15 protein-coding genes and 1 tRNA gene are annotated in these 24,171 nt (G+C 38.1%); 4 read left to right on the plus strand and 12 right to left on the minus strand.

Features of this window, described 5'->3' with window-relative positions; all coding sequences use genetic code 11:
- Positions 1–35 precede the first annotated feature (35 nt).
- The 6 genes from TEGAF0_RS10175 to asnS all read right to left on the minus strand — a co-directional run bounded on the left by TEGAF0_RS10175 (position 36) and on the right by asnS (position 10,358).
- A complete protein-coding gene (locus TEGAF0_RS10175; RefSeq protein WP_264898073.1) occupies positions 36–2,060 on the minus strand; it encodes a PAS domain-containing sensor histidine kinase in 2,025 nt (674 codons plus the stop codon).
- Positions 2,061–2,360: 300 nt separating this feature from the next.
- Positions 2,361–3,923, minus strand: coding sequence for an alkaline phosphatase family protein (locus TEGAF0_RS10180; protein WP_264898074.1), 1,563 nt, complete (start codon positions 3,921–3,923; stop codon positions 2,361–2,363).
- Positions 3,895–5,379 carry a SusD/RagB family nutrient-binding outer membrane lipoprotein gene (locus TEGAF0_RS10185; RefSeq protein WP_264898075.1) on the minus strand — a complete coding sequence of 495 codons (1,485 nt, stop codon included), beginning with the start codon at positions 5,377–5,379 and terminating at the stop codon, positions 3,895–3,897. Before TEGAF0_RS10185 ends, TEGAF0_RS10180 begins: the two co-directional genes overlap by 29 nt.
- Before the next feature lie 12 nt (positions 5,380–5,391).
- Positions 5,392–8,562, minus strand: coding sequence for a SusC/RagA family TonB-linked outer membrane protein (locus TEGAF0_RS10190; RefSeq protein ID WP_264898076.1), 3,171 nt, complete (start codon positions 8,560–8,562; stop codon positions 5,392–5,394).
- A gap of 195 nt (positions 8,563–8,757) precedes the next feature.
- Positions 8,758–8,830: transfer RNA gene (locus tag TEGAF0_RS10195), tRNA-Phe, on the minus strand.
- A gap of 76 nt (positions 8,831–8,906) precedes the next feature.
- Entirely contained in the window at positions 8,907–10,358 is a 1,452-nt protein-coding gene (asnS, locus tag TEGAF0_RS10200) for an asparagine--tRNA ligase (RefSeq protein ID WP_264898077.1), read from the minus strand.
- Positions 10,359–10,633: 275 nt separating this feature from the next.
- On the opposite strand from asnS, the gene rho reads away from it, so the two are divergent.
- A complete protein-coding gene (rho, locus tag TEGAF0_RS10205; RefSeq protein ID WP_264898078.1) occupies positions 10,634–12,325 on the plus strand; it encodes a transcription termination factor Rho in 1,692 nt (563 codons plus the stop codon).
- Between the two features lie 127 nt (positions 12,326–12,452).
- On the opposite strand, the gene TEGAF0_RS10210 is transcribed toward rho, so the two are convergent.
- From TEGAF0_RS10210 to TEGAF0_RS10235, 6 genes are all read right to left on the minus strand, one after another.
- Positions 12,453–13,931 (minus strand): calcineurin-like phosphoesterase family protein, encoded by a 1,479-nt coding sequence (locus tag TEGAF0_RS10210; RefSeq protein ID WP_264898079.1) that lies wholly within the window; start codon positions 13,929–13,931, stop codon positions 12,453–12,455.
- 70 nt (positions 13,932–14,001) lie between these two features.
- On the minus strand, positions 14,002–15,438 hold the full coding sequence (locus tag TEGAF0_RS10215) for a SusD/RagB family nutrient-binding outer membrane lipoprotein (protein ID WP_264898080.1): 1,437 nt from the start codon (positions 15,436–15,438) through the stop codon (positions 14,002–14,004).
- A gap of 65 nt (positions 15,439–15,503) precedes the next feature.
- On the minus strand, positions 15,504–18,716 hold the full coding sequence (locus tag TEGAF0_RS10220; RefSeq protein ID WP_264898081.1) for a SusC/RagA family TonB-linked outer membrane protein: 3,213 nt from the start codon (positions 18,714–18,716) through the stop codon (positions 15,504–15,506).
- Positions 18,717–18,902: 186 nt separating this feature from the next.
- The gene (locus TEGAF0_RS10225; protein ID WP_264898082.1) at positions 18,903–21,290 is read right to left on the minus strand and encodes a S9 family peptidase; all 2,388 of its coding nucleotides are present in this window, start codon (positions 21,288–21,290) and stop codon (positions 18,903–18,905) included.
- Positions 21,291–21,398: 108 nt separating this feature from the next.
- Positions 21,399–21,968: a nicotinate (nicotinamide) nucleotide adenylyltransferase gene (gene nadD / locus TEGAF0_RS10230; RefSeq protein WP_264898083.1), complete on the minus strand. Its 570-nt coding sequence runs from the start codon at positions 21,966–21,968 to the stop codon at positions 21,399–21,401.
- A gap of 27 nt (positions 21,969–21,995) precedes the next feature.
- Positions 21,996–22,223 (minus strand): FeoA family protein, encoded by a 228-nt coding sequence (locus TEGAF0_RS10235; RefSeq protein WP_264898084.1) that lies wholly within the window; start codon positions 22,221–22,223, stop codon positions 21,996–21,998.
- Positions 22,224–22,295: 72 nt separating this feature from the next.
- Between TEGAF0_RS10235 and ybeY the strand changes: the two genes are divergently transcribed.
- The 3 genes from ybeY (at position 22,296) to TEGAF0_RS10250 (ending at position 24,169) form a co-directional block, all read left to right on the plus strand.
- Positions 22,296–22,727, plus strand: coding sequence for an rRNA maturation RNase YbeY (gene ybeY, locus TEGAF0_RS10240; RefSeq protein ID WP_264898085.1), 432 nt, complete (start codon positions 22,296–22,298; stop codon positions 22,725–22,727).
- A gap of 3 nt (positions 22,728–22,730) precedes the next feature.
- Positions 22,731–23,426, plus strand: coding sequence for a CAP domain-containing protein (locus TEGAF0_RS10245; protein WP_264898086.1), 696 nt, complete (start codon positions 22,731–22,733; stop codon positions 23,424–23,426).
- Between the two features lie 170 nt (positions 23,427–23,596).
- Positions 23,597–24,169 (plus strand): hypothetical protein, encoded by a 573-nt coding sequence (locus tag TEGAF0_RS10250; RefSeq protein WP_264898087.1) that lies wholly within the window; start codon positions 23,597–23,599, stop codon positions 24,167–24,169.
- The last annotated feature ends 2 nt before the right edge of the window (positions 24,170–24,171 follow it).

Genomic DNA, 24,171 nt, shown 5'->3' on the forward strand with positions numbered 1-24,171 from the left:
TCCTATTTAAACTGCAAAAGTGGATTTATCTTAATTTACACAGCTGGTAGTTCAATTTTAAATTGTGTTCCTTTATTAGGCTCGCTGGCAATATGAATTTTTCCTCCAAGCGTTTCTATTTGGGTTTTAACCATAAACAAACCCATCCCTTTTCCTTCCGTATGACTATGGAATCTTTTATATAACCCGAAAAGAGTGTCCTTGTTTTTTTTCAAATCAATTCCTAGTCCATTGTCTGTGAAGACCAATTGAATTTGATTATCTATAATCGAAGATTTTATTTTTATAACTGGTTGAACATCCGGTCTTCTATACTTTATGCTATTTGAGATAAGGTTATAGAAAATACTATAGATATATGATTTAATAGAATTGATTTGATCAATAGCAGAAAAGTCTATTTCAAAAGTTACCTTTTCTAATTTAATCAGATTATCAATTGCCAATTGTATCTCATTCATGATTGAAGAAAAATGAATGGTTGTCTTCTGCTCATTTACCTCTCTTCTAATTTGAAGAATTAAGCTGAGGTCTTTGATAACATCATCCAAAGCACTAACCGATTGGTTCAATGAGGATACCATAGAAGCCTGTTCAGCAGGTTCTAAATCTGGCATCTTCATAAAATTGGTTATCCCAATAATATTGGCAACGGGGGCCCTTAAATTATGAGAAACAATGTATGCAAACTGTTCAAGGTCTTTATTGCGCTGAATCAAATCGTTCATGATTTGGGCTTTCTCATAGTCACTAGCAATTTGAACAGAGATATCTCTCATTATTTTAGATGCTCCTATCACTTGATTAAATTCATTGATGATTGGAGAAACCGTTAATGAAACATGAACGATTGAGCCATTTTTATTAATTCTAACTGTTTCATATCTATCAATTACTTTTCGTTCTTGAATACTTGAAGAGATTTTTACCTCCTCCTCATGCAATTCCTCTGGAATTAACATATAGATGGATTTCCCAATTGCTTCCGTTTCGTTGTATCCCAATATTTTCTCTGCCCCTTTATTCCATGAAGTAATCGTTCCATTTAATGCCACACTCAAAATTGCATCATGCGAAGAGTTAACGATTAAAGAAGAAAGGGCCAATTTTTCTTCGTATTCAATTGTCTCTGTAATATCCTGGCAGGTTCCAAAAACCCTTTCTGGTTCATTATTGGCGTTAAAAGAAACCCTCCATCTTTCTTCTACATGTTTGAGATTACCCTTTGCGGTTATTATTCTATGCTGTATGGTGTTGTATTCCTTTGAGGCAAATGATGATTTAAATGCATCATCTACTTTTTGTTTATCTTCAGGATGAACATAATCAAGAAAAGAATTGTGGGTTGGATTAAAAGAATGAACATCTAATTCAAAAATAGAAAAGGTTTCATTTGACCAATACACATTTAATGTGGACAAATCTGTTTCCCAACTACCCACTTTGGTAGCCATTTGGGCCTCCACTAATCTATTCTCTGATTTTTTTCTTTCCGTAATATCTAATAAAGCACCTAGAATGGCTTCCTGTCCGTTTATAATTTTCCTTGTTCCAAAAAACTCAATATTAATTATATTATTGTTCTTATGAATTCCTCGAATCTCACAAGAATGTGATTTTTGATTTTCATCAATTTCAGCAAAATATTGCTGCAAAATGGTTCTGTCTTCTTCAACAAAGATTTGAAATTGATTTTTACCAATCATTTCATCAATGGTAAAACCAAATATGTTTCCAAATTCTTTATTGACATATGTGTAGACATTATTTTTAATGATAAAAGTTCCCACCAACGAATTATCTGCCAGACTATGAAATCTGTTTTCGCTGGCGATAAGCATCTGTTCTAATTTTTTCTTTTCTGTAATTTCTTCAGGCTGTGCAAGCACTATAGTTGAACTGACAAATACATATTGAACGTTTACATATTTTTCTATATCCTTGCTTTTAAATTGATAATTAATCTCGCGCTCAAAAGAAAATCCCTCCGTTCGACAACGACGCAGATCATTTAATATTTCAGGTTGATCCTTATACAGTTGACTGGCCTTCTGATTCAATAATTGATCTATTCGGTCACTGGCAAATCCAGTAGCTGCTTTATTAAATCCAATTAAACGAAAATCATTGTCTTCATATTTCCAAACGAACGTGGGCTGGGGTAAAGATTGATAGATGGAATAGAGGATTTCGGGGTCAATTAATATGGTCTGAGAACTAAACTCCATTCAAAGGGTTGGTTTTTCTAAAAATACGAGTTTTATCAATAATTAGTCAAATAATTGATCCCCCTAAAAACACAAAAGACCTCAATATTATGTTAAGGTCTTTTAGGTTGTATAAGTTTTATGTATTCTAATCTATTTTCTGGTCACTTGTGAAAAGTTCACATAAACGTATTTTCCAAACTTGCTTCTATCTAAAAGAAGTTTATAATTTACCTTGTTTACTTTTACAGCAGTTTTGATAATTTCTTTTTTTACCTTCGGATAGGTTCTCTCTTCACGATTTAGTAAAAATTCATACATCACTCTACCATCCACTGTTTTAGGAATAGGGAGACCAAGGGTATTTAACACAGTAGGAATTAAATCAACGTTGGATGTTGGCAAATCACTTTTTACAGCTTTTTTATAACTGGGACCAGAAACCAGTAAGGGTATATTAATTTCATATGGACTTAAACTTCCATGACCAGCAATGCCTTTAGAATAACTACTACCTGAATATCCAGCTGAATTTTTGTCATCATTCCAATTAACATCAACCAATATATCTGCAGCACGTTCAGGATGATTCCAGTGTATACTCTCAAAAGAAAGCGTTCCGGGTATAAATCCTATTAAGCCATTTTGCTTTTCCCCTTTGGTAAAAATAGCACCAACCCAATTTTCAGATTGAAGATGGGAAACTGTTTTCTGTATTAAATTAACATCATGATTCTTTACATATAAAGCACCTCCTGCAACAATTATGTCGTCTGAATCTTTATTTTTTTTCAAACCGCTTCGAATCAAAAAATCTACGAGATTTTCATTTCCTATATAACTGACAAATCCATGATCGGTTGAAATAACAACATTAAATTTATCGGATAACCCTCTTGATTTAATTTCAGAAATGATTCTGCCAAATTGTTCATCTACTGATTTAATGGAAGCAATTGCAGTATTAGAACCAATTCCATCACTGTGTGCTGTTCCATCAGGATCTGAAAACCAAATAGCACTTACATGTGGTCCATCCAAGCGCAAGCCATATTTTAATAAAGCATCTGTTATCCATTTATGTCTTGCATGATTGGGTTTTGCAGCAGGAGGAATTTCACCAATTTCATTTATAACAGTCTTTTTAAATGATTCAGGTAAAATCATAGTTGGATTAACTATTGCACCACTGATACTATGATTTTGCATTAATGCCTGACCTGTAGTACCAGAACTAAAAACCATCATTTCCTTATGACATTGCTTTAATACTTCACCCAATGAAATTGCCGTTAGCAGGTGTCCATTCAATTTTTGATTGATTTTTAGTAACTCATTTGCTTCACCAGTATTAATTGCCTTAAGTGGATCAATTTCAGGAAAATAAACACTGTTCCCTAACAAACCGTGTGTACCAGGATAGGCACCTGTAGCATAAGATGTTGCATTTACCCTTGTAACAGAAGGGAAGACACTATGATGAGATTTTCCAATACTGGCCGTTTTGCTAAAAGCGTATAGATTAGGCATTCCATCTGGGGTAATATAATCGGGACGTAAACCATCAAAAAAAACAATCAACGTTCGCGTACTATCGACATTATTAAACGCTGCTTTAATTGGATTTACCAAATGTGTACAGGCTAATAAGAATACTAAGAAATAGCTATTTTGCTTCATAAATAATTTATTTTTCCCACCAAACTTTAATATCACTATTATCACCACCCATAGCAGATTGAGCTGCAGCAAGATTTTCAGGATTTATAGATTGCAGGTAAGTAGGGTAGGGAACTCTTGATGGAAACTTATTTTCTGCAGGAATACCAGTACCCCTTGGTAAAATTGGATATCCTGTTCTGCGTTTTTCAAACCATGATTGATAATCGACAAAGAAATACGCATAATATTTCTGAGTTATAATTCGCTCTAGTTGTTGTTCGATTGTTGAGTTTTCATTGTATACAACACCCGCTTGAGATAAATATCCCGTAGGCATACTTACACCCCACTGTTTCATTGAGGCAGTAATACCAGCTTCATAATGTTGTTTAGCAGATTTGCCTGTATTAAACCCTTTTAAAGCCAATTCGGCTTTTATAAATTCAACTTCTGCATAAGTGAACATGACACCTAAAGAGGGTAAGGTTCTCATCACATCATTATAGCTAGAGTTGGCACCAACCTGATATTCCGTAGTAGTAGGGTAGCCACTTTCAATTCCCCTGTAAATACTTGCTCCATTTACGGTGATAGGACGTACCCATACAGCGCGACGTGGATCATTATCTGCATTCATTTTATCTATAAAATATTTAGTAAAGTAGGTTCCGTCACGCCATTCTAACTGACGTGCGTTATAGTATGGATTAAAATAAGGGAATGTACCTGGGAAATTAAAAATTGCTTCTTCATCATTCGAAGTAAATACTGGAAACTGATTAGGATTAGCCAATATAGTCCTTATTTGTTCATCCACATTCAACTCTGTATTTCGTTTCGTCAATCGCAATAAAAGTCGAAGCTTGAGAGAATTGGTAAACTTTTTCCACTTAATAATACCAGGATTAATACTTCCATTAAGTGTATTGGCATTATACAATAAATCTCCTCCATATGTTAACGCTTTTGAACTATTAAAAAGTAAATTGGCAGAATCTAAATTCTTTAACAATTGAACATAGATATTTTTCTGTGAATCAAACTTAGGCTTTACTATTCCATCTGTTGCCTTTGTAGCTTCTGAATAGGGAACATCGCCATATAAGTCAGTTAAAATAGAATACGCCCAAGTTTTATAAACCAATGCTATAGCCCGATAATTTTCTTCCTTTAACTTGATAGACATATTATAAATGTCTTCAATGTCTGTAAGATAATTGTAAAAAGAACTCCATACTGCTGCTCCCGGATTAACCACATAGCGGTGCAACCCTGTACCACCAGGGCTAGAGCGAGGTGCATCAACCTGCATTAACTCATGTGTAAAATTTCTACTTGCCTGAATACTTGTAGTTACCATTCGGTATTGCATCTGGCCAAGCATTACACCTGGGGTAATTTGCTTGGGCCTATTAGGATCCGTATTGATCTCTTCAAATTTTTTAGTACATGACGTAAATATAATTATTACGGAAAGAATCAGAAATTGTAGTTGATGTATGCGCTTCATAAAAGTTTAGTTTTAAAATTTCAAAGTCAGATTGATACCGAAATTTCTTGTAGAAGGAAATTGAGTTAACTCAACTCCAGGAGTTAGTGTTCCATTATTAAGATTACCTCCCTCTGGATCAAAACCAGGAAATTTGGTGAAGTTGAATAAATCGCGACCATATAAAGCAAAGCTTCCCTGCTTAATAGCAATCTTATTAAGTATAGACTTGGGAAGATTAAATTCAACTCTTACTTCTCTAACTTTTATAAATGAAGCATCAAATATGTTTGTTTCAGCATTACTAATCTGGTAATAGTTATCATAATATGAGCTAGCAGAAACCAATTTTGTATTCTGTTCATATTTTTTTGTTGCAGAATTATACATCACACCGTCACCAATGATACCACCGTCTCGACCAGGTAAGGTAACAGTTGTTTTACCTAGTGTATTGTTCTTATGATTGGTTTGTGAATAAATTGCACCTCCTTTCTGAACATCAAGTAATACACTTATTCTTGTTTGATTTATGGTAAATTCATTGGTTAGCCCTGCTTTCCAATCTGCAAAAGCATTTCCCCATTTTTTAACAACTGGATCTAACTGAGCAGGTAAACCATTCGAGCCATAAATAATTTGTCCTTCTGGAGATCGTTGAAATCCACGACCATATAGATCACCCATTCTACCGCCAACTCTTGCTTCAATTGAAACATTACTTCCATGAGAATAAATAACTTGATTGGTAATACCAGCAGCTAATTCTCTAACATAGCTTCTGTTCATACTCCAAACTAAATTAGTAGACCAAGTAAAATTTTTGTTTACAATAGGTTTTCCTGAAATAGCCACTTCTATTCCTCTACTATTTATTAAACCTGCATTAACAAGAGCATTACTATAACCACTTACAGGATCTAATGGAATAGCTAAAATTTGGTTGCGGCTGTTGTTAGAATACACGGCCACATCTAAAGAAAGTCTGTTACGTAAAAAACGAATATCCAAACCTGCTTCATAACTTGTTGTAATTTCTGGCTTAAGCTCAGGATTAAATAAAACAGACGGATTAGTAAAACTGTTTCCGTAAATACGGTCATAATATTTATCTGTTTGATAAGGCCTCGTATCATTCCCAACCTGTGCCCATGACATTCTCAACTTAGCAAAAGAAATTTTCGTAGGCAATTTGAATAAATCAGATAAAATATAACTTGTGCTGAATGAAGGATAAAAAAATGAATTGTTTTTATATGGAAGGGTACTAGACCAATCATTTCGGCCCGTAACATCCACAAAAATAAGATCACGATAAGATAGCTGACCTGTACCATATAAACTATTAATGGCTTTTCTAGTTTTTAATGGATCAGCAACTGCCTGATCAAGACTATTTGAAATTTGATAAATGCCTGGTTGCGCTAGTTGATCAGCATACATTCCAGCAAAATCATAGTTTTGTCTCATCATATTACCACCAACAGTTGCAGCATATTTCCAATCACTATTGATTTTATTATTATAGGTTATTAAAAAATCGGTGTTTATTTCATAGTTAAAAACATTTTGCTCACGAAACATCCCCCTAGGATATTTAGTCATACTAAATGGTCGTTGTTGAGAACGATACTCGTAGGACATATCCATACCAGTTCTAACCTGTAACTCAAGATGATCATTAAAACTATAGGTGGCAGAAATATTACCAATTACTCCATGCTTATTCATTTTATTCAGCATTTCATAAAAAGCCAAATAAGGATTATCTGGTCCCGGATTAAAAGGATTTCTTTGCTTTACATTTTCTAAACCAGGCTCCCAATAAGGCTTAAACCATTCTGGACGAATATTGGGTGCTGTTCCAATAATTAAAAAATACATTAGCGACTGATTGTTGTACCCTGCAGCAGGCAGATTATCACTTTGCTTATTGGTATAATTGACACGACCATTTATGCGAAGTTTATCAGTAATTTTTTGATTTATGGAGAGCGCAACGTTATAGCGCTCAAAACCTGTATTCGGAATAATCCACTCATTTTTCAAATGAGTCACCGATAAACGAGCACTACTTTTATCAGATCCCCCTTCAATTGAAATGCTATTATTGATGGTTAAACCTGTTTTAAAATATCCAGAAATATAATCCTTGTGTGCCACCCATGGTGTTCGTTCTGTTGGCTTTCCATCAGCAGCCAAAGGATTGAATTGAAAATACTGTTGTCCATTGAATTTTGGACCCCATGCACGTCCAGCAGCAACTCCAGTACTGGTATTAAGTCCATCCGCACTATTTAAATATGAATAGTATGCATCCGTTCTTCCTTCTCCATATTCAAACTGATAGTCTGGCCAACGATTAACCTGATCCATGCTTATATTGGTATTGTAAGTAATGCCCAATCCCTTGTCTTTACGCTGACCAGATTTGGTAGTTATTAAAATTACCCCACCAGCAGCCCGGCTTCCATATAATGCGGTAGCACCAGATCCTTTTAATACCGATATTTTTTCTATATCATCAGGATTAATATCTGAAACCGCTGAACCATAGTCAACAGGATTGTCTTGTGAGAGATGGGAAGAAAAACCTGTACCAGTAATTTTATTACTAACTGGTACACCATCAATAATGATTAGTGCTTGATTATTATCTAAATTAAGAGAAGATTCTCCTCTTAGTGTTATTCTTGAAGATCCCATTGGACCAGCTCCCGTTCCTTGAATATTCAGTCCGGCCACTTTACCAGACAAGCTATTCGCCCAGTTATTGGTTCTTGCATCTTTAACTGCATTCTCTTTAACAGTTTGAGCAGCAAATCCTAATGATTTTTCCTCACGTTTAATACCAAGAGCGGTAACCACCACTTCAGCTAAAACTTTATCATCTTGTTCTAATTGAATAGTAACTGATGTTGAGCCATCAAACGCCCATTCTTTAGATTTATAACCTGAATAACTAATTAATATTATATCTGTGTTAGCTAATTTTTTATTCGGCTCTATTTTGAATTGGCCGTCAGCATTAGTTTGCGCTTTTATACTAGTGCCCTTAAATTGAATGGAAGCTCCCGCTAGCGGTTTTCCATTACTATCATTAATTACACCAGAAATAGTCTGTGCACTAAGCTTTAAATGAATGGATAAAAAGAAAATTACAAACAAGCACATGAACTTGCAGAGAAAAGAAATAGGTCTCATAAGTCAAATTGATTTAAGCGCGAATGTACTCTGCACTATCAGCAATAATTCAACTTAACCATTTGTTAACTCATTGATAACCATTCATTAATGATTTAGTAACCTATTGTTAATAATTTAAAAACAATATTTTAACATTAACCAACCGACCAGCTCAAGACATAAAAAAACCCCAACATTGCTGTTGAGGTCTTGTGGTGTGGGCCGGGATCGAACCGGCGACACAAGGATTTTCAGTCCTTTGCTCTACCGACTGAGCTACCGCACCTTCCGTAGAATTCCCCTTCGGGGTTGCAAATATAAGGAGTGGAATGGTTATTCACGCATTATCCACTGTTTTTTTCTTAGAATTCGCAATTCTTTGGTGTTCTGGCAAATGGAATTACGTCTCTGATATTGGTCATACCCGTTACAAACTGCACCATTCGCTCGAATCCCAATCCAAATCCTGCATGTGGAACCGTACCAAAACGACGGGTATCCAAATACCAGCTCATTTCTTCTGCAGGAATATGCATGTCCTTCATGCGAGCTTCCAATTTATCTAGACGCTCTTCTCTCTGAGAACCACCCACGATTTCTCCGATACCCGGAGCAAGTATATCCATTGCTGCCACGGTTTCTTTGCCAGGTTCACATCCGTCGTTCAAACGCATGTAGAAGGCTTTAATTTTTGCAGGGTATCCTGTAACAATTACGGGTTTCTTAAAGTGCTTCTCTACCAAGTAGCGTTCGTGCTCACTTTGCATATCAATACCCCAGCTTACTTCGTATTTGAATTTTTTCTTTTTGTAGGCAGGGCTGTCCAATAGTATCTGAATCGCTTCAGTATAAGTGATGCGTTCAAATTTATTATTGAGAACAAAATTCAATTTTTCAAGCAAGCCCATTTCTGCTCGTTCGTTCTGTGGCTTCTGTTTTTCTTCTTCTGCCAAACGCTGGTCTAAAAATTCAAGGTCTTCTTTATTATGCTCCATGGCATAACGAATCAGGTATTGAATAAACTCTTCGGCCAAGTTCATATTGTCTTCAATATCGTGAAAAGCCATTTCAGGCTCAATCATCCAGAACTCAGCAAGGTGGCGGGTTGTATTCGAATTCTCTGCTCTAAAAGTAGGTCCAAAAGTGTAAATCTCAGAAAAAGCCATGGCCCCCAATTCTCCTTCTAGCTGACCACTCACGGTAAGATTGGTACTCTTTCCAAAAAAGTCTTCGCTGTAATCTATATTTCCTGCTGCATCTTTTGGTGCAGTGCCGTCCATTGGTAAAGTTGTTACTCTGAACATTTCTCCTGCGCCTTCTGCATCACTCGCGGTAATGATGGGTGTATGCAAATACACAAATCCCTTTTCATTAAAAAACTGGTGCACAGCAAATGCCAGTGAATGTCTAATGCGGAATACCGCACCGAATGTATTGGTACGAAAACGCAGATGCGCTTTCTCTCTTAAAAATTCAAGACTATGTTTTTTCGGTTGGAGTGGATACTTCTCTGCATCGCTATCTCCTAAAATCTCTAAGGTTGCTGCTTTTACTTCAATGGTTTGTCCCTTACCTACAGAAGCTACTACTTCTCCGGTAACTTTTAAAGAAGCGCCGGTTGTAATCCGCTTCAGCGTTTCCTCGTTCAATAAACCCAGTTCTACTACTACTTGTAAATTATTATTGGTACTACCATCGTTCAATGCCACAAACTGTTTGTTGCGAAACGTGCGCACCCAACCCATTACCGTTACCTGATCGCCCGGTTTTCCACTGGCCAAAAGGGTTTTTATCTTGATTCTTGTATTAAACATGGCGCAAAGATAACCAAACAAGGGGTTTTGAAGGGCGATTCAATGGGTTTTAGACTCAGTTTGATCATATTTTATCAGATAAAATCGTTGGTTTTATCAATATTTTGTAACATTGCACTGGAAACACTGCTGATAAGTGGCATTTTAACGCACTTAATTTTCAGTTACTCTCTTTCCAAATCAACCCAATTAGCCTTTCTGAGTTTGATTTCCTTAGACAGGATTAACTTTTTTTATCGTTTGAAATTGATACCCCCCAAACAATATCTCTATTTATGTATGACATTCTTCAGTTAAATGACATGCTATTGCCAGAACTAATGGATATAGCTGAAAATTTAAAAATTACCGGAGCTAAAAAATTAGACAAACAAGGATTAATTTATAAGATCCTTGACTCTCAAGCGGTGCAGGAAAGTACAGCAAAAGAAGGTGGTGCCCCTAAAAAAGCCGGAAGACCTAAAAAAGCTGTTAATATTAAAACCTCAACTGGCTCAACCGAAGAAGCGGAAGTGATGCAGGACGCACCTGTTGTTGCCGAACCTCTTTCACAAGAAAAAGCAGCGCCCAAAAGAGAAGATGCCCGTCAAGGTCGCCCGGTTAAAAAAGCGGTTCACAATAAAAAAGGACCAGGTCCAAGACCTCGCATAGAAAATCAGGAAGTAGAAGGAGTAAAGACCGAAGAATCCGGCGAAATTGATCCAACAGCCAATATTGCTGCTGCCATTATTCAGACATTAGAAGCCAGTGAAAACAATGGCGATCAGGCACAGGCGCCCGAGACTTCTTTACAACAGGAACGCCCAAGACACCAGCATCAGCCTAAAAAAGAACCCGCTTTCAATATAGAATTTGAAGGGATTATCCCAGGGGAAGGGGTACTGGAAATGATGCCAGACGGATATGGTTTCCTTCGTTCCTCTGATTACAATTATTTGTCTTCTCCGGATGACGTATATGTTTCACCTTCTCAGATTAAATTATTCGGATTAAAAACCGGAGATACCGTTACAGGTTCTGTTCGTCCTCCGAAAGAAGGAGAAAAATATTTCGCTTTACTCAAAGTGGACTTTATCAACGGAAAGCGTCCTGATGAGGTAAGAGACAGGGTTCCTTTTGATTACCTGACTCCTTTGTTCCCGTTTGAAAAATTAAATTTATTTACTTCACCCAGCAACTATAGCACCCGTATCATCGACTTGTTCACGCCTATTGGTAAGGGACAACGTGGATTGATTGTGGCGCAACCCAAAGTGGGTAAAACCATGTTGTTGAAAGAAGTGGCCAATGCCATTGCGGCCAACCACCCAGAAGTGTATTTGATGGTTGTTCTGATTGACGAACGTCCTGAGGAAGTTACCGATATGGAGCGTAGCGTAAATGCAGAAGTAATTGCATCTACTTTTGATGAGCCTGCTGAAAAACACGTAAAAGTTTCTTCTATCGCTTTACAAAAAGCAAAACGTTTAGTAGAGTGCGGACACGATGTAGTGATTCTATTGGATTCAATTACCCGTTTGGCCAGAGCACACAATACCGTTGCTCCTTCAAGCGGTAAGGTATTGAGTGGTGGTGTGGAAGCAAACGCTTTATTGAAACCTAAACAATTCTTTGGTGCGGCACGTAAAATTGAAAACGGCGGTTCACTAACCATCCTGGCTACTGCTCTAGTAGAAACAGGTAGTAAAATGGATGAGGTAATCTTTGAAGAATTCAAGGGTACCGGTAATATGGAATTACAGCTTGAAAGAAAACTAGCCAACAAGCGTATCTTCCCTGCTATTGACTTGGTGGGTTCTTCTACCCGTCGCGACGACTTATTGTTAGACAAAGAAGTATTACAACGCATGAATATTCTTCGCGTTTTCTTAAACGATATGAATTCTGAAGAAGCGATGAACGAATTGTTGAAGCGCATGCGCGGAACCAAGAACAATGAAGAATTCTTGGCGAGTATGAATAGATAATTTTTAGCGCCAATTACCTTGGCGCTTACTTATTAAAATTGACAAGGGCACCGCAAAAAAACGGTGCCCTTTTTTTGATAACTGCCCCCAGTAATCAACTGCTTATAACCAGTTAGCAACGACCCTTTTAGAGAAGAATGGATTCTTCAAAAGATTTTCCAAAACGATCCGTTGCTCGTACTGTAACTTTTTTCGCGTTAGTAGACGGCTTAATAAAAAATAAATGTTCAGTCAATGTAGGTTCTACAAACTTGTGTTTCTGCGGAAGCGCGGGGCCCTCATACAGCTCAACCGCCCATGGATCTTTTGCCACTCTTTGTGTGGGAGCTCCTTTGGATACACCATCTTCCAACCACTCTAGTTTCCATTTAGTATCCCAGTTCCAGATATTCACTGCAAGTTCTTCAGGATTATTCTTGTCGTATCCCTTCGGGTAGATTCTTAGCTGATGATCGACTTCTTTGTCGGTGCTTTTATAAAACCATTTGATTTCACTGCCATTTACTTCATACACCCCGTAGCCCCTTGGTGTACCATCTCCACAGATGGGTCCAGTCCACCAGGCACCACAAACGGTTCCGTGATTGTGCTCCATGATATTATCTTGTTCCCACGATTCATTAAAATGCGTATGGCCCGACATGATATGCACTTTATACGGCGCTAATAAGGCATATAGTTTTTTACGATTGGAAACAGTTCCACCAAAATCTTCTTCTTTTTTGTTTCTTTTAGGAGCACCAGTGAACGTGGGAATGTGAACATTCACTACCACAGTGGTACCCGGTTCAACAAACTGAAGATCTCTCTCTAACCAGGCCAATTGAGTTTCGGTAAAGTAGCCAATGTATTTTTTAGCAGTACCAATAAAAAAGACATCATCGAGTACTACATAGTGTATAGCTCCTCTGTTGAATGAGTAATAAGTGGGTCCGAATTGTTCTTTGAAGGTTTCTGCCGAGTAATCATCCGTTCTGGAATTCAGATCCATATCGTGATTGCCAATCACATTAAAAAAAGGAACACCTGTCATGTGAATGGCCTCTTTATAATCCTTAAAGAATTCAAACTTATCCCATACCAGATCTCCACATCCAATTCCATGAAACAAAGTATTGGCTGGATATTGCTGCATCAATTTTTTGAAATCAGGAACAGTTGTGGATTTAAGTTGTACACAATCATCAGCAGAAATCATTTGTGTGTCTGCCCACACAACAAAATTGTGCTGCTGATCATCCACCGATAATTTTTCCAAAACGAAATCATGAGAAAAGTTTCCGCGTTTTCCTTTTACAGAAACAAAAAATTGAGGGATATGATTTTGATGTGTAAAAGCATATCCTGCTGGCGTGCTGATATAAACAAAATCGGCGTTTTCGTTTACTACAAATTCATAGTCCCCGCTTTTATTGGTTTGATAAACCCTGGTACCATCCGTAACACTCACTCCTGCAATTCCTTTGCCCTCACTCTTTACTTTGCCTTTAATAACCAATTGGTCTTGCTTTTCAAAAGCAGCGGCCCGGGTTTCTGCTATCACCGAAGGCAAAGCAAATATGCCCCCGGTGAATCCTATATTTCTTAAGAAATTTCTTCGTTTCATTTGTTAGTTTTTCAAATCATTATTCTCAACGCTATCTTTTCAATTTTCAATTCTGCACACCAGTGTTTCGCTATTTTTCCCACCACACTTTAATATTGATATTGTCTCCGCCCATAGCTTGTACCGCTTGGTTATAATTTTCGGTATTGGTGCTTTGAACTGCTGGTGGGTATCGATATCTGACTGGCATTACTTTGTTGTTCAACATACCATCTGCCACTGGCATTATAGGGAATCCTGTTCTTCTGTATTCGAACCACTGCTGAAAATCGGTAAAGTATAAAGCATAATATTTCTGCAGCATGATTCGCTCTAAAGTATTGTTATATGCTGCTTTTACATTAGTAAAATAGTCGGCAGGCATAACGGCACCCCACTGCTCAACAGAAGCTTTCACCCCTCTTTCATAGGCTGCTTTTGCTGCTGCTGTATTATTATTTCTGAATTCTAGTTCCGCTCTGATAAGTTCAACTTCTGCATAGCTCATTAATACCACAGACATAGGCGCGGTAACCAAGGCAATATTTTTATTGGAAGGAACATAGTCAAACTGATTGTCGCTTCCAGCGTATCCCGCTGGAATTCCTTTGTACCCAATATTGGCATTATTGAGTTTGTTTCTGGCTTGCGTTAACCATCTGGCTCTTCTTGGATCATTAAAGTCATTCAAATTATCAGTGAAGAACAAGCCGGCTGCGCGGAAAGTGGTAAAGTCAATGGCTCTACCCCATGGTGATACAAATGGTGTTACCCCAGATAATTTTAAAATAGCCGCCTGATCATTAGAAGTAAACACCGGGTATTTTACAGGATTATCTATGATAATTCTCAACTTTGCCAGGGTACCCATTTCCGTTCTTTTACTTAAACGCATTAACAAACGCATCTGCAATGAGTTGGTAAATCGCTTCCAGCTGCTCACATTGTTGGCAAATAGCATATCTGTACCATAAATCATGGAACGGGTTGTAACGTATAAATTGTTGGCTGAATCTAAATCTGCAATGATTTTCTCATACACTTTTTGCTGTGTAGTAAACTTGGGCCTGAAGATTCCTTCGTCGCCCTTTGTGGCTTCTTCCATAGGAATATCACCAAAGCAATCGGTAAGTGTTGAATAAATCATAGCATTCAAGGTCATCGCAATGGCCTGATAATTCGGGTCTTTTTGTTCAACAGCCGAATTGTACATTTCCTTTACATTGGTTAACCAACGATAGTACGTACTCCAAGTTGAATTACCCGCTGTCTCTGTGATATCATATCGGTGAACCCCGCCTGCTACACTCGGAAAGGGAAGCATATCCTGCATTAAACCAAAAGTGAAATCATCTGCCTTACGCATATTGAAAGAAGACACTTCATATATAATTGGATTCAATAAGGTTCCTGGGCTGATTTTATTTACACGATTCGGATCCGTGTTTACTGATTCAAAATCCTTGGTACAAGATGCCATGAACAAAAGCATCAACAAGGAGAGTGTTATAGAGATTTTATTTTTCATACATTTTCTTTATTATGATTCATTATTGATTGTAATGATGGGTCATTTAAAAAATACCCAATCCCTTAAAACTTAACGGTGATATTAGCTCCAATGGTTCTGCTAGACGGTAATTGTCCCATTTCAACACCCGGCAAAATGGTGGAACCATTTAATGCGGCGGTTTCTGGATCAAAAACAGGGAAGCTTGAAATCATGAATAGGTCTCTTCCATATAATGCCACACTTACTTGTTTAAAGAAAGACTTACCTAAAAGCGTTTTAGGGAAATTGTATTCTAACCTTGCCTCTCGCAATTTTAAATAAGAAGCATCGAAGGAATTGGACTCTACATTGGCTCTTCTGTAATAGTCTCCGTAGTAATCAACAGGTAATACTTTGGTAGTATTGGGTGAATAGGATTTGTCGGGGTTCTGAACAACTCCAACGCCAATAATATAATTCTCTTCACGACCAGGCAGGCTTGATTTTAGTTTTCCCTGTTCCATCATTTTATGATGACTCTGAGAATAAATCATGCCACCCAATTGTCCATCTACCAAAAAGCTGAATCGATAATTTTTATAGGTAAATTCATTTCTGATACCGCCTTTCCAATCTGCATAAGCAGACCCGATGTATTGAATTTCCTGGGGACGTGCAGGCAAACCTGTTGCTGCATTGTAAACAATTTGTCCATCAGGTGAACGCAAAAAGCCAAATCCATAAATATCACCGGTTGTACCTCCTACTCTGGCTTGAATGGTTGCATTACCGCCATAACCAATATCTTGTTTTCCTTCCATTCCTTCCGCCAATTCAAGTACACGGTTTTGGTTTTTTGCCCATGTTAAAATTGAAGTCCAGCTAAAGTTTTTCTTTTTAATGATGCTTCCGGTTAATACCACTTCTATTCCTCTGTTTCTAACAGCTCCTGCATTCAATACTGCTCTGGAATATCCAGTTGTTGGATCTAAAGGAACTTCCAAAATCTGGTTTCGGGTAGTATTGCTGTAGTAAGTAAGATCCAGATTCAGTCTGCTCTTGAACAAACGAATATCCAGACCTGCTTCATAGTTGGTAGAAATTTCTGGTTTAAAATTCACGTTGTGCAAAAGTGTTGGTACTGATCCAGAACCAGGGAATGGGCTGGTTCCATAGTATTTGCTTGTTTTATATGGATCGGTATCGTTACCCACCTGAGCTGCAGACAAACGAAGTTTGGCAAATGAAATAGATGCCGGCAAGCGTAAGATATCACTTAGGATAACACTGGTATTAATAGAAGGGTAAAAGAAAGAATTGTTTTGAATAGGCAATGTGCTTGACCAGTCATTCCTTCCTGTTACATCCACGAACCATTTATTCTTATACGCAAAAGATGCTGTTCCATATAAACTGTTTACCTTTTTGTTTCTGGCAACATTCACTACTTCCGGTGTTCCAACCCCATTGCTTAACATATATACGCCCGGAATAACCAAGCCAATCACACTGGCGTCTACTCTGGAGTATTTTGTACTCATGGCATTACCACCAACAGAAGCGGTTACATTAATGTCAGAACCAATTTTGTCCTTATAGGATAATAAGAAGTCAGTATTGATTTCATAGTCCTGAATATTTTGTTCTTTATAAAAACCTCTTAAGTAGTTAGCAGACGAATAGGGTCTTTGTTGCTTTCTAATTTCACTGGAAAAATCAATACCAGAACGCAACATCAAATTGAACTTGCTATTGAAAGTATAAGTGGCTGCCATATTGGCTAAGAAGGCATTGCTTCTAACTCCATTGGTCATTTCATAAGCAATCAAATATGGGTTGTCAATAAAACTGCTGAAGGGATGTACCTGATCAATTTGTTCCTGCCCTTTTTTCCAGATAGGTCTATACCAACTTAAGTCTACGTTTGGATTTTGGAAAATCATGAAATACGCAATTGACTGATTGTTGTAACCCGTTGCAGGTAAATTATCGCTGGTTTTGTTGGTGTAGTTTACTTTAGAAACAAAGCGCAATTTATCAGACACTTTTTGACTAACACTTAAAGCCGCAGTTACTCTTTCGAAACCAGTATTCGGCATGATCCATTCATTTTTAGAGTGTGTGAGTGATGCTCTTACCGAACCATTTTCATTTCCACTTTCTAATGAAATATTATTAGTGATGGTAGACCCTGTTCTCCAGAAGTCTTTGATATTGTTGGGCTGTGCTACCCATGGACGTCTTTCAGGAGATTGTCCTTCAACTGTTGGATCATATTGATAATATAGTTGTCCATTGAATCTTGGACCAAATGCACTACTGGTTCCGCTAGTGCTTGCACCATCTGCAGAAGCCCCATAGCTATAATATTTTTCACCGGCGGCATTTAACCCTCTTCCAGTTCCCTGACCATACTCATATTGATAATCAGGCCACCTTAATACGGTGTTAATGCTTGCATTTGTATTTACGGTTACACCAATACCCTTGTCTTTTCTCGCACCAGATTTGGTAGTAATTAACAAGGCACCATTTGCTGCTCTGCTACCATATAAAGCAGTAGCACCTGGTCCTTTCAACACGGTGATGCTCTCAATATCATCTGGATTAATATCTGAAATCCCATTTCCAAAATCAACGGGAACATCTGAACCAGATCCTGCTCCATAAGCATTGCCTACTCCTGAACTGGTTCCACCCCCATTCATAGGTACACCATCTAATACAATCAGCGCGTTGTTTCCATCCGGATTCATAGAAGCATCTCCCCTCAGTGAAACCCTTACAGAACCACCCGGTCCCGATCCCGCAGAATACAAATTCAATCCAGCTACCTTACCAGACAAAGAGCTTACCCAGTTGTTAGAGCGGGCATCCATCACATCTGATTCCTTCATCGTTTGTGCGGCATAGCCCAATGCTTTTTCCTGCTTTTTAATTCCCAATGCTGTAACCACCACTTCATTCAACTCACCAGCCTCCGATTTCATTCTGGTAACCAGTTGCTGTTGATTTTTTGAAACAGTAATCATTTGCTCAGTAGACGCAAATCCAACAAAAGAAAATTTTATCGTGTATTTATTTCCAATAGTTAATTGCTTTACAACATAAACCCCACTCTCATTGGTGGTGGTTCGTTGACTGCTGTTGGCATTGTTCTGCAATACCACTGTTACCCCCTGCAAAGGATCTCCTTTTTCATTCAATACTGTACCAGTTAAATCCCTGGTGGTTTGTGCAAATACGAATGATGTATTAATCAACACCATTATTAGTGTTAATGAAATCATCATTGATTTAAATTGGTTTCTCATAATGCTATATAGTTTTTCTGGCGCGAAACTATACTGCAAAAAAAAGAGCCGCTATACCAGCGGCCCTTCTTAATCATTTGATAATGATACCTTCACTTTAAGATAATATTCTGATCACGATTTGGTAACACAAGTAAACTATGGGTTAATATTATTGGTTAGCGCATTTGCTTTTTTCAAAGCCATTTACTTTAATCGCTCTTCAAATAATTTTAAAATTCTTTTATACTCATCGGTCCAACTACTAGGTTCTACAAATCCATGATCTTCCATGGGATACACTGCCAACTCCCAGTTGTCTTTTTTTAATTCAATCAGTTTTTGCGATAAGCGTACCACATCCTGAAAATGCACATTCACATCTACCATACCATGACAAATCAATAAATGATTTTTTAAACCAGATGCAAAATTGATTGGTGAAGATTTTGCATAGGCTATGGAGTCTTGCACTGGTTCATTTAAAATATTGGCCGTATATCCGTGATTGTAATGTGCCCAGTCTGTTACTGGTCTTAGTGCTGCACCCGCTTTAAATACATCCGGTGTTGTGAACAATCCCATCAAGGTAATAAAGCCTCCATAAGAACCACCGTACAATCCAATTCTGTTTTTGTCGATACCATAATTTTTTACCAGGTATTCGGCCGCATCCACGTGGTCTGTTAAATCTTTGCCACCCATATGTCTGTAGATGCCCGTTCTCCAATCTCTGCCATATCCGCTGCTGGCTCTGTAGTCTATATCAATGACTGTATATCCTTTGTCTGCTAATAAATTATTAAACATGTATTCTCTGAAATAACTGCTCCACCAGTAATGCACATTTTGCAGATAGCCGGCACCATGTACAAAAAATACAGCAGCTCCGTTTTTCTTTTCCGGTGCGGGTTCATAAATTCTTGCATAAATGGATTGTCCGTCTCTGGCTGGTATAGTGGTTACTTTGGGTTCTTTCCAGTTGTACTTTTTAAATTCATCGCTCATGGAAAGATTGGTAACCTGAATGGGTTTTTTACCCGGAGCGTTCTCCTGCACATATAATTCCCAGGGCTTATTAATATAAGAGTAACGATACGCAATCCATTTTTCATCGGGACTCATACTTACTTCATAGCCACCTTCCCATGGAGTGATTCTTTCTTTTCCAGTTCCGTCAATTTTAATTCGGTACCAGTTCTGTTTTCCTGGATGGGTTTCATTGGTCAGTAAATAAAAAAATTGTTTGTTCTTACTTAAGCGCAATTCCTGCACTTCATAGTTTCCGGAACTAAGCGCTTTCTTACTCTGTGTTTTTGTGTCGTATATATATAAGTGTGAATAACCAGTTGCTTCACTTTGAAAATAAAACTGATCATTGTTTACCCAGCCAATTCTCGTTCCGAAATTGCCCCCACCAATTCCAGGACCCGCAATCCATGCTTCATCTCTTTGACGATCAATCGGAACTAGTTTTCCGGAAGCCGCATCCAATTGCATAATCCATCTGTCTTTATTGTCCTGTGAACGGATATCAACAATTGCAAATGTTCCACTTGCATTCCAGTAAGGTCCATAAATGGCAACGGGTCTATTGGTAGGTTTTTTGCCTTCGTATTTTTTCGGATAATCTTTTGCATAATCGGGTAAATCCTGAATGCCAGGTATGGCATCTGTTTTTATCAACATCAAAGTATCACGCTGTCTGTCCCACACATAAAATTCAAATTTGCCTAATGCATTGCCCACTTTGGTTCTTGTGTTTAGGTCTGTAGTATATCCAGACTCGGTTACATAATCCGGAACAATAGTAGATTTATTTCCAGAAGGTACCTGATACAATCTGTAGGTAACGAAACGTGCATCAGGACTGATCTGCAGGCCCTGCATCATTTTATCGCCTGTTGCAATTCGCTTAATGGTATCATTATAAACGATTCTGTTTTTTCTCAGATATTCATTGCGCAGGTCTCTTTTTTCTTTTCTTTCTTTCAAGACTTCAAATAAATCGAGTTGCTGTTGCTGCAACCATCCATCCTGTGTTTGGGTGTTGATAGAGCCAGATGAACGATTGAAATTAGCGCCAGTTGAACTCCCCCCGCTTCCAATATTTGTTAGCTGCATCAGCACGCCTGATTTTGTATGCCATCCAAATAAGTTACCAGACTTGTTGAAGGCAATCCATTCGTCGTTTAAAATAAAGGAAGGATTGAACTCCTGTTCTTCGGTTTGTGTTACCCTGGTTGTTTTGTTTGTTTTAATTTCTGTCCAATATATATCGCCACGAAAGCCATATACCATCTGTGTTCCGGCCGAATTGTACACCGCATTATTCAGTGCATTATTTCTTTCAAGAATATTGCTATTTGCTTTTTCAGGCGCAGTTGCAGTAATGGCAAAAGCATACAATGAATCTGATACTTGTTGTTGAGGATTCCAGTTAAAGTAAACCGTTTTACTGTCATGGCTCCAGAATGCGTTAGATGGAGAGGTCCCCATCCATTTAGGATCTCGCATAATATGGTCAACAGTTAAAGTCTGCGAATAGCCGGCATATACATAAGCCAGCGAAAGCAATAGCAATATTTTTCTCATACAATCTGTTTAGAAAATAAATCTATTGCATTCTGTTAAGTAATTATTTTCTGCGGCTACCTTTTTTATGAATGGGTCAAATGCAGACAATACCAATAAATGGTGCTCTTACTTATAGTAATGATTCGCTTCAATATATTCCCTTACTTTTTCGGGAACCAAATACTGAATGCTTTTTCCTTCTTTAATATTGTTTCGGATATGGGTTGCAGAAATAGAAAGCATGGGTGCATCCAGAATCACCGCTTTTGCACCATCTGGAATGGTGGCAATAAATCCAGGTCGGTTATAAATTACAAAAGAATATTCGGCCAGAAGGATAGATGCGTTTTTCCATTTCTGAATATTCTGAAAACTATCTGATCCTATAATAATCGTGAACTCGTGTTGGGGATATTTTTCTTTTAAATATACCATCGTATCAATGGTATAAGAGGGTTTGGGTAATTTGAATTCAATATCCGAAGCTCTTAAGCGTTCATCGTCTTCAACGGCCAGTGTTGCAAGATGAAGCCGGTGATATTCACTCAATAAACTATGTTCCTGTTTAAATGGATTCTGGGGCGACACTACCAGCCAGAGTTGCTGCAAATTGGTTTCATTCAAAACATGACTGGCAATGATTAAATGCCCCGTATGTATAGGATTGAAAGAACCAAAGTAGAGGCCGATTTTCATCTAAGTGGCTGATTATCAATGTTTTAATTAAATATCTTCTATCACGAAGATACTATTTGCCTCGCTTAAACGTAAGCTCAGTCTGTATCCAGATACACAAATGGATATAGGATCTCCTAATGGGGCTATCTGTTCTACTTTTACTTTTTCTCCTGGTACACAGCCCATTTCCATCAGCTTTATAAAGATTTCGTCTTTTTCAAATGAATCTATAATTCCCTTTTCTCCTGCCGCCAACTCGGACAATCTTTTCATATTCGCAATTATACTATAAAGGTAAACCCTTGCGTTTTGGTATTGTTACGAATTTTGGAGTAATCAAGAACTATGGCTAAAATCAATTTCAGAAGCGGAGATAGACCGTTTATTTTCCCAGACAAAACCGGACTAAAATCTTTTATCGAATTCCTGTTCAAGAAAGAGAAAAAAGAACTGGGGGGTATCAACTATATTTTCTGTTCTGACGAAATGCTTTTGAAAATCAATCAGGACTTTTTACAACATAACTATTACACCGATATCATAACTTTTGGCTTACAGGAACCGGGGCAGCCCATTGAAGCAGAGATTTATATCAGCATTGATCGGGTGAAAGACAATGCTATCCAGCAGGGGGTTGATTATGAAAATGAAATGATGAGGGTGCTCTTTCATGGGGCTTTGCATCTTTGCGGCTATAAAGACAAAAAGAAAAGTGAAATTCAGGAAATGAGGGCAAAAGAGGACCAGTATTTGCGGATGATAGCCAAAATAAAATAAACCATGCGCTGGAGTGCTTTTACTTTCTGCTTTCTATTGAATCTTGTTTTTACAACATCTACAACTAAAGCCCAGGGATACAGCCAGGTAGTATTAACCGACATTCCCTTTGAGCCAACCATTACCGTCAAGAAAGAAATCAAGGAAAGACTGGAACGGAATCCGGTTTTTCAAGCTTCAGACCGCATATCTCAATCATTTATGTATTGGGTCAACTATTCCAGACTTTTTCCCAAAGAATTCAGGGACTCGGCCCTGATACCTTATTTAGAGCAACAGCCCAGACTAAAGGGTAAATACGCTAATAGCTTATTGGAAACTTTGGACAAAGCCAAGGCCCTACCATTTATAGATCCTGAGGAGAAACTAAGTAAAGCGGCCCGAGACCATGGAAAAGATATTAAAAGGAATGGGGGGAGCGTAAGCCACCGTTCATCAGATGGTTCCAGCTTTGGGGACCGCATGCGAAAAGTGGGGTACAGGGGCTGTTCCGCAGAAAATATCTCCCTGGGGAAGGACAATTGGGGACTTAGCTCCCTGCTCTTACTTTATTTGGACATCAATCTTCCCGACCTGGGCCATCGCAAGAATCTTTTGAATTCCAATTATAGCAAAATGGGGGTTAGTTCTGTCCAACTAGACGGAGATCAAACACTTATCGTGCAGGAACTGGGGTGCGAAGAGAGGCCAGCCAGGTAAAATTTACGGAAAGAACAACCCTTTTTTCACCAGAGACACCACCATTTTCAACAAGCGCTTCATGTTCCACGAGCCACCGTTTCACACCTGCGCATCCGTGTTCCACGGGCAACCGTTTCACCATGAAACAATTTTGTGTATGTTCCACGAATCACATTTACCTTTGGGAAATGAAAGGCACAGAGAATAAAAATGAAAAAAGAAAGTGGCAGGTTGCCTTCAGGCGTTTTGTACTTGAGGGAAGCCCTAGCGAACAATATGCCCCATACTTTGGATTACATAGAAAAGCGCTGAGAGAATGGTTTGAATCTCAGTTTACTGGGGTTCAAAGCTGGGAGAACTTTGGAATCTCCTGGCAATTTGAACACGTGATTCCTGTTTCTTTCTTTGATATCTCTGAGGAGGGTGAATTGAAATTATGCTGGAACTACTTAAATATTAAGGTGGCTTCATTGGAGGGAAATGGAAATTTTGCAGACTTGACTTTTGCTAAAGCCTATTTTGAAAAGCTCTATGCAATTACAGGATTTTCAGAGGCTGCAAAGTTTATTGCAAAAATTGAATCCATCACAAACAATAACAGCTTGAACTTAACCGAGAAACAGTTGGCGTTTATTCAATCCAATATGAAAGACCTTGTAGCGATTCCAGGCTTTACCAAAGAGGAATACGCGCAGTACCTGGAAACGGAATCTGCACAGGCAATTCTTACAGAAAGAGAAATCCTAAAAAAATTCGGTTAGGG

The sequence above is a fragment of the Sediminibacterium sp. TEGAF015 genome (assembly GCF_025997995.1).
Classification (GTDB): Bacteria; Bacteroidota; Bacteroidia; order Chitinophagales; family Chitinophagaceae; genus Sediminibacterium.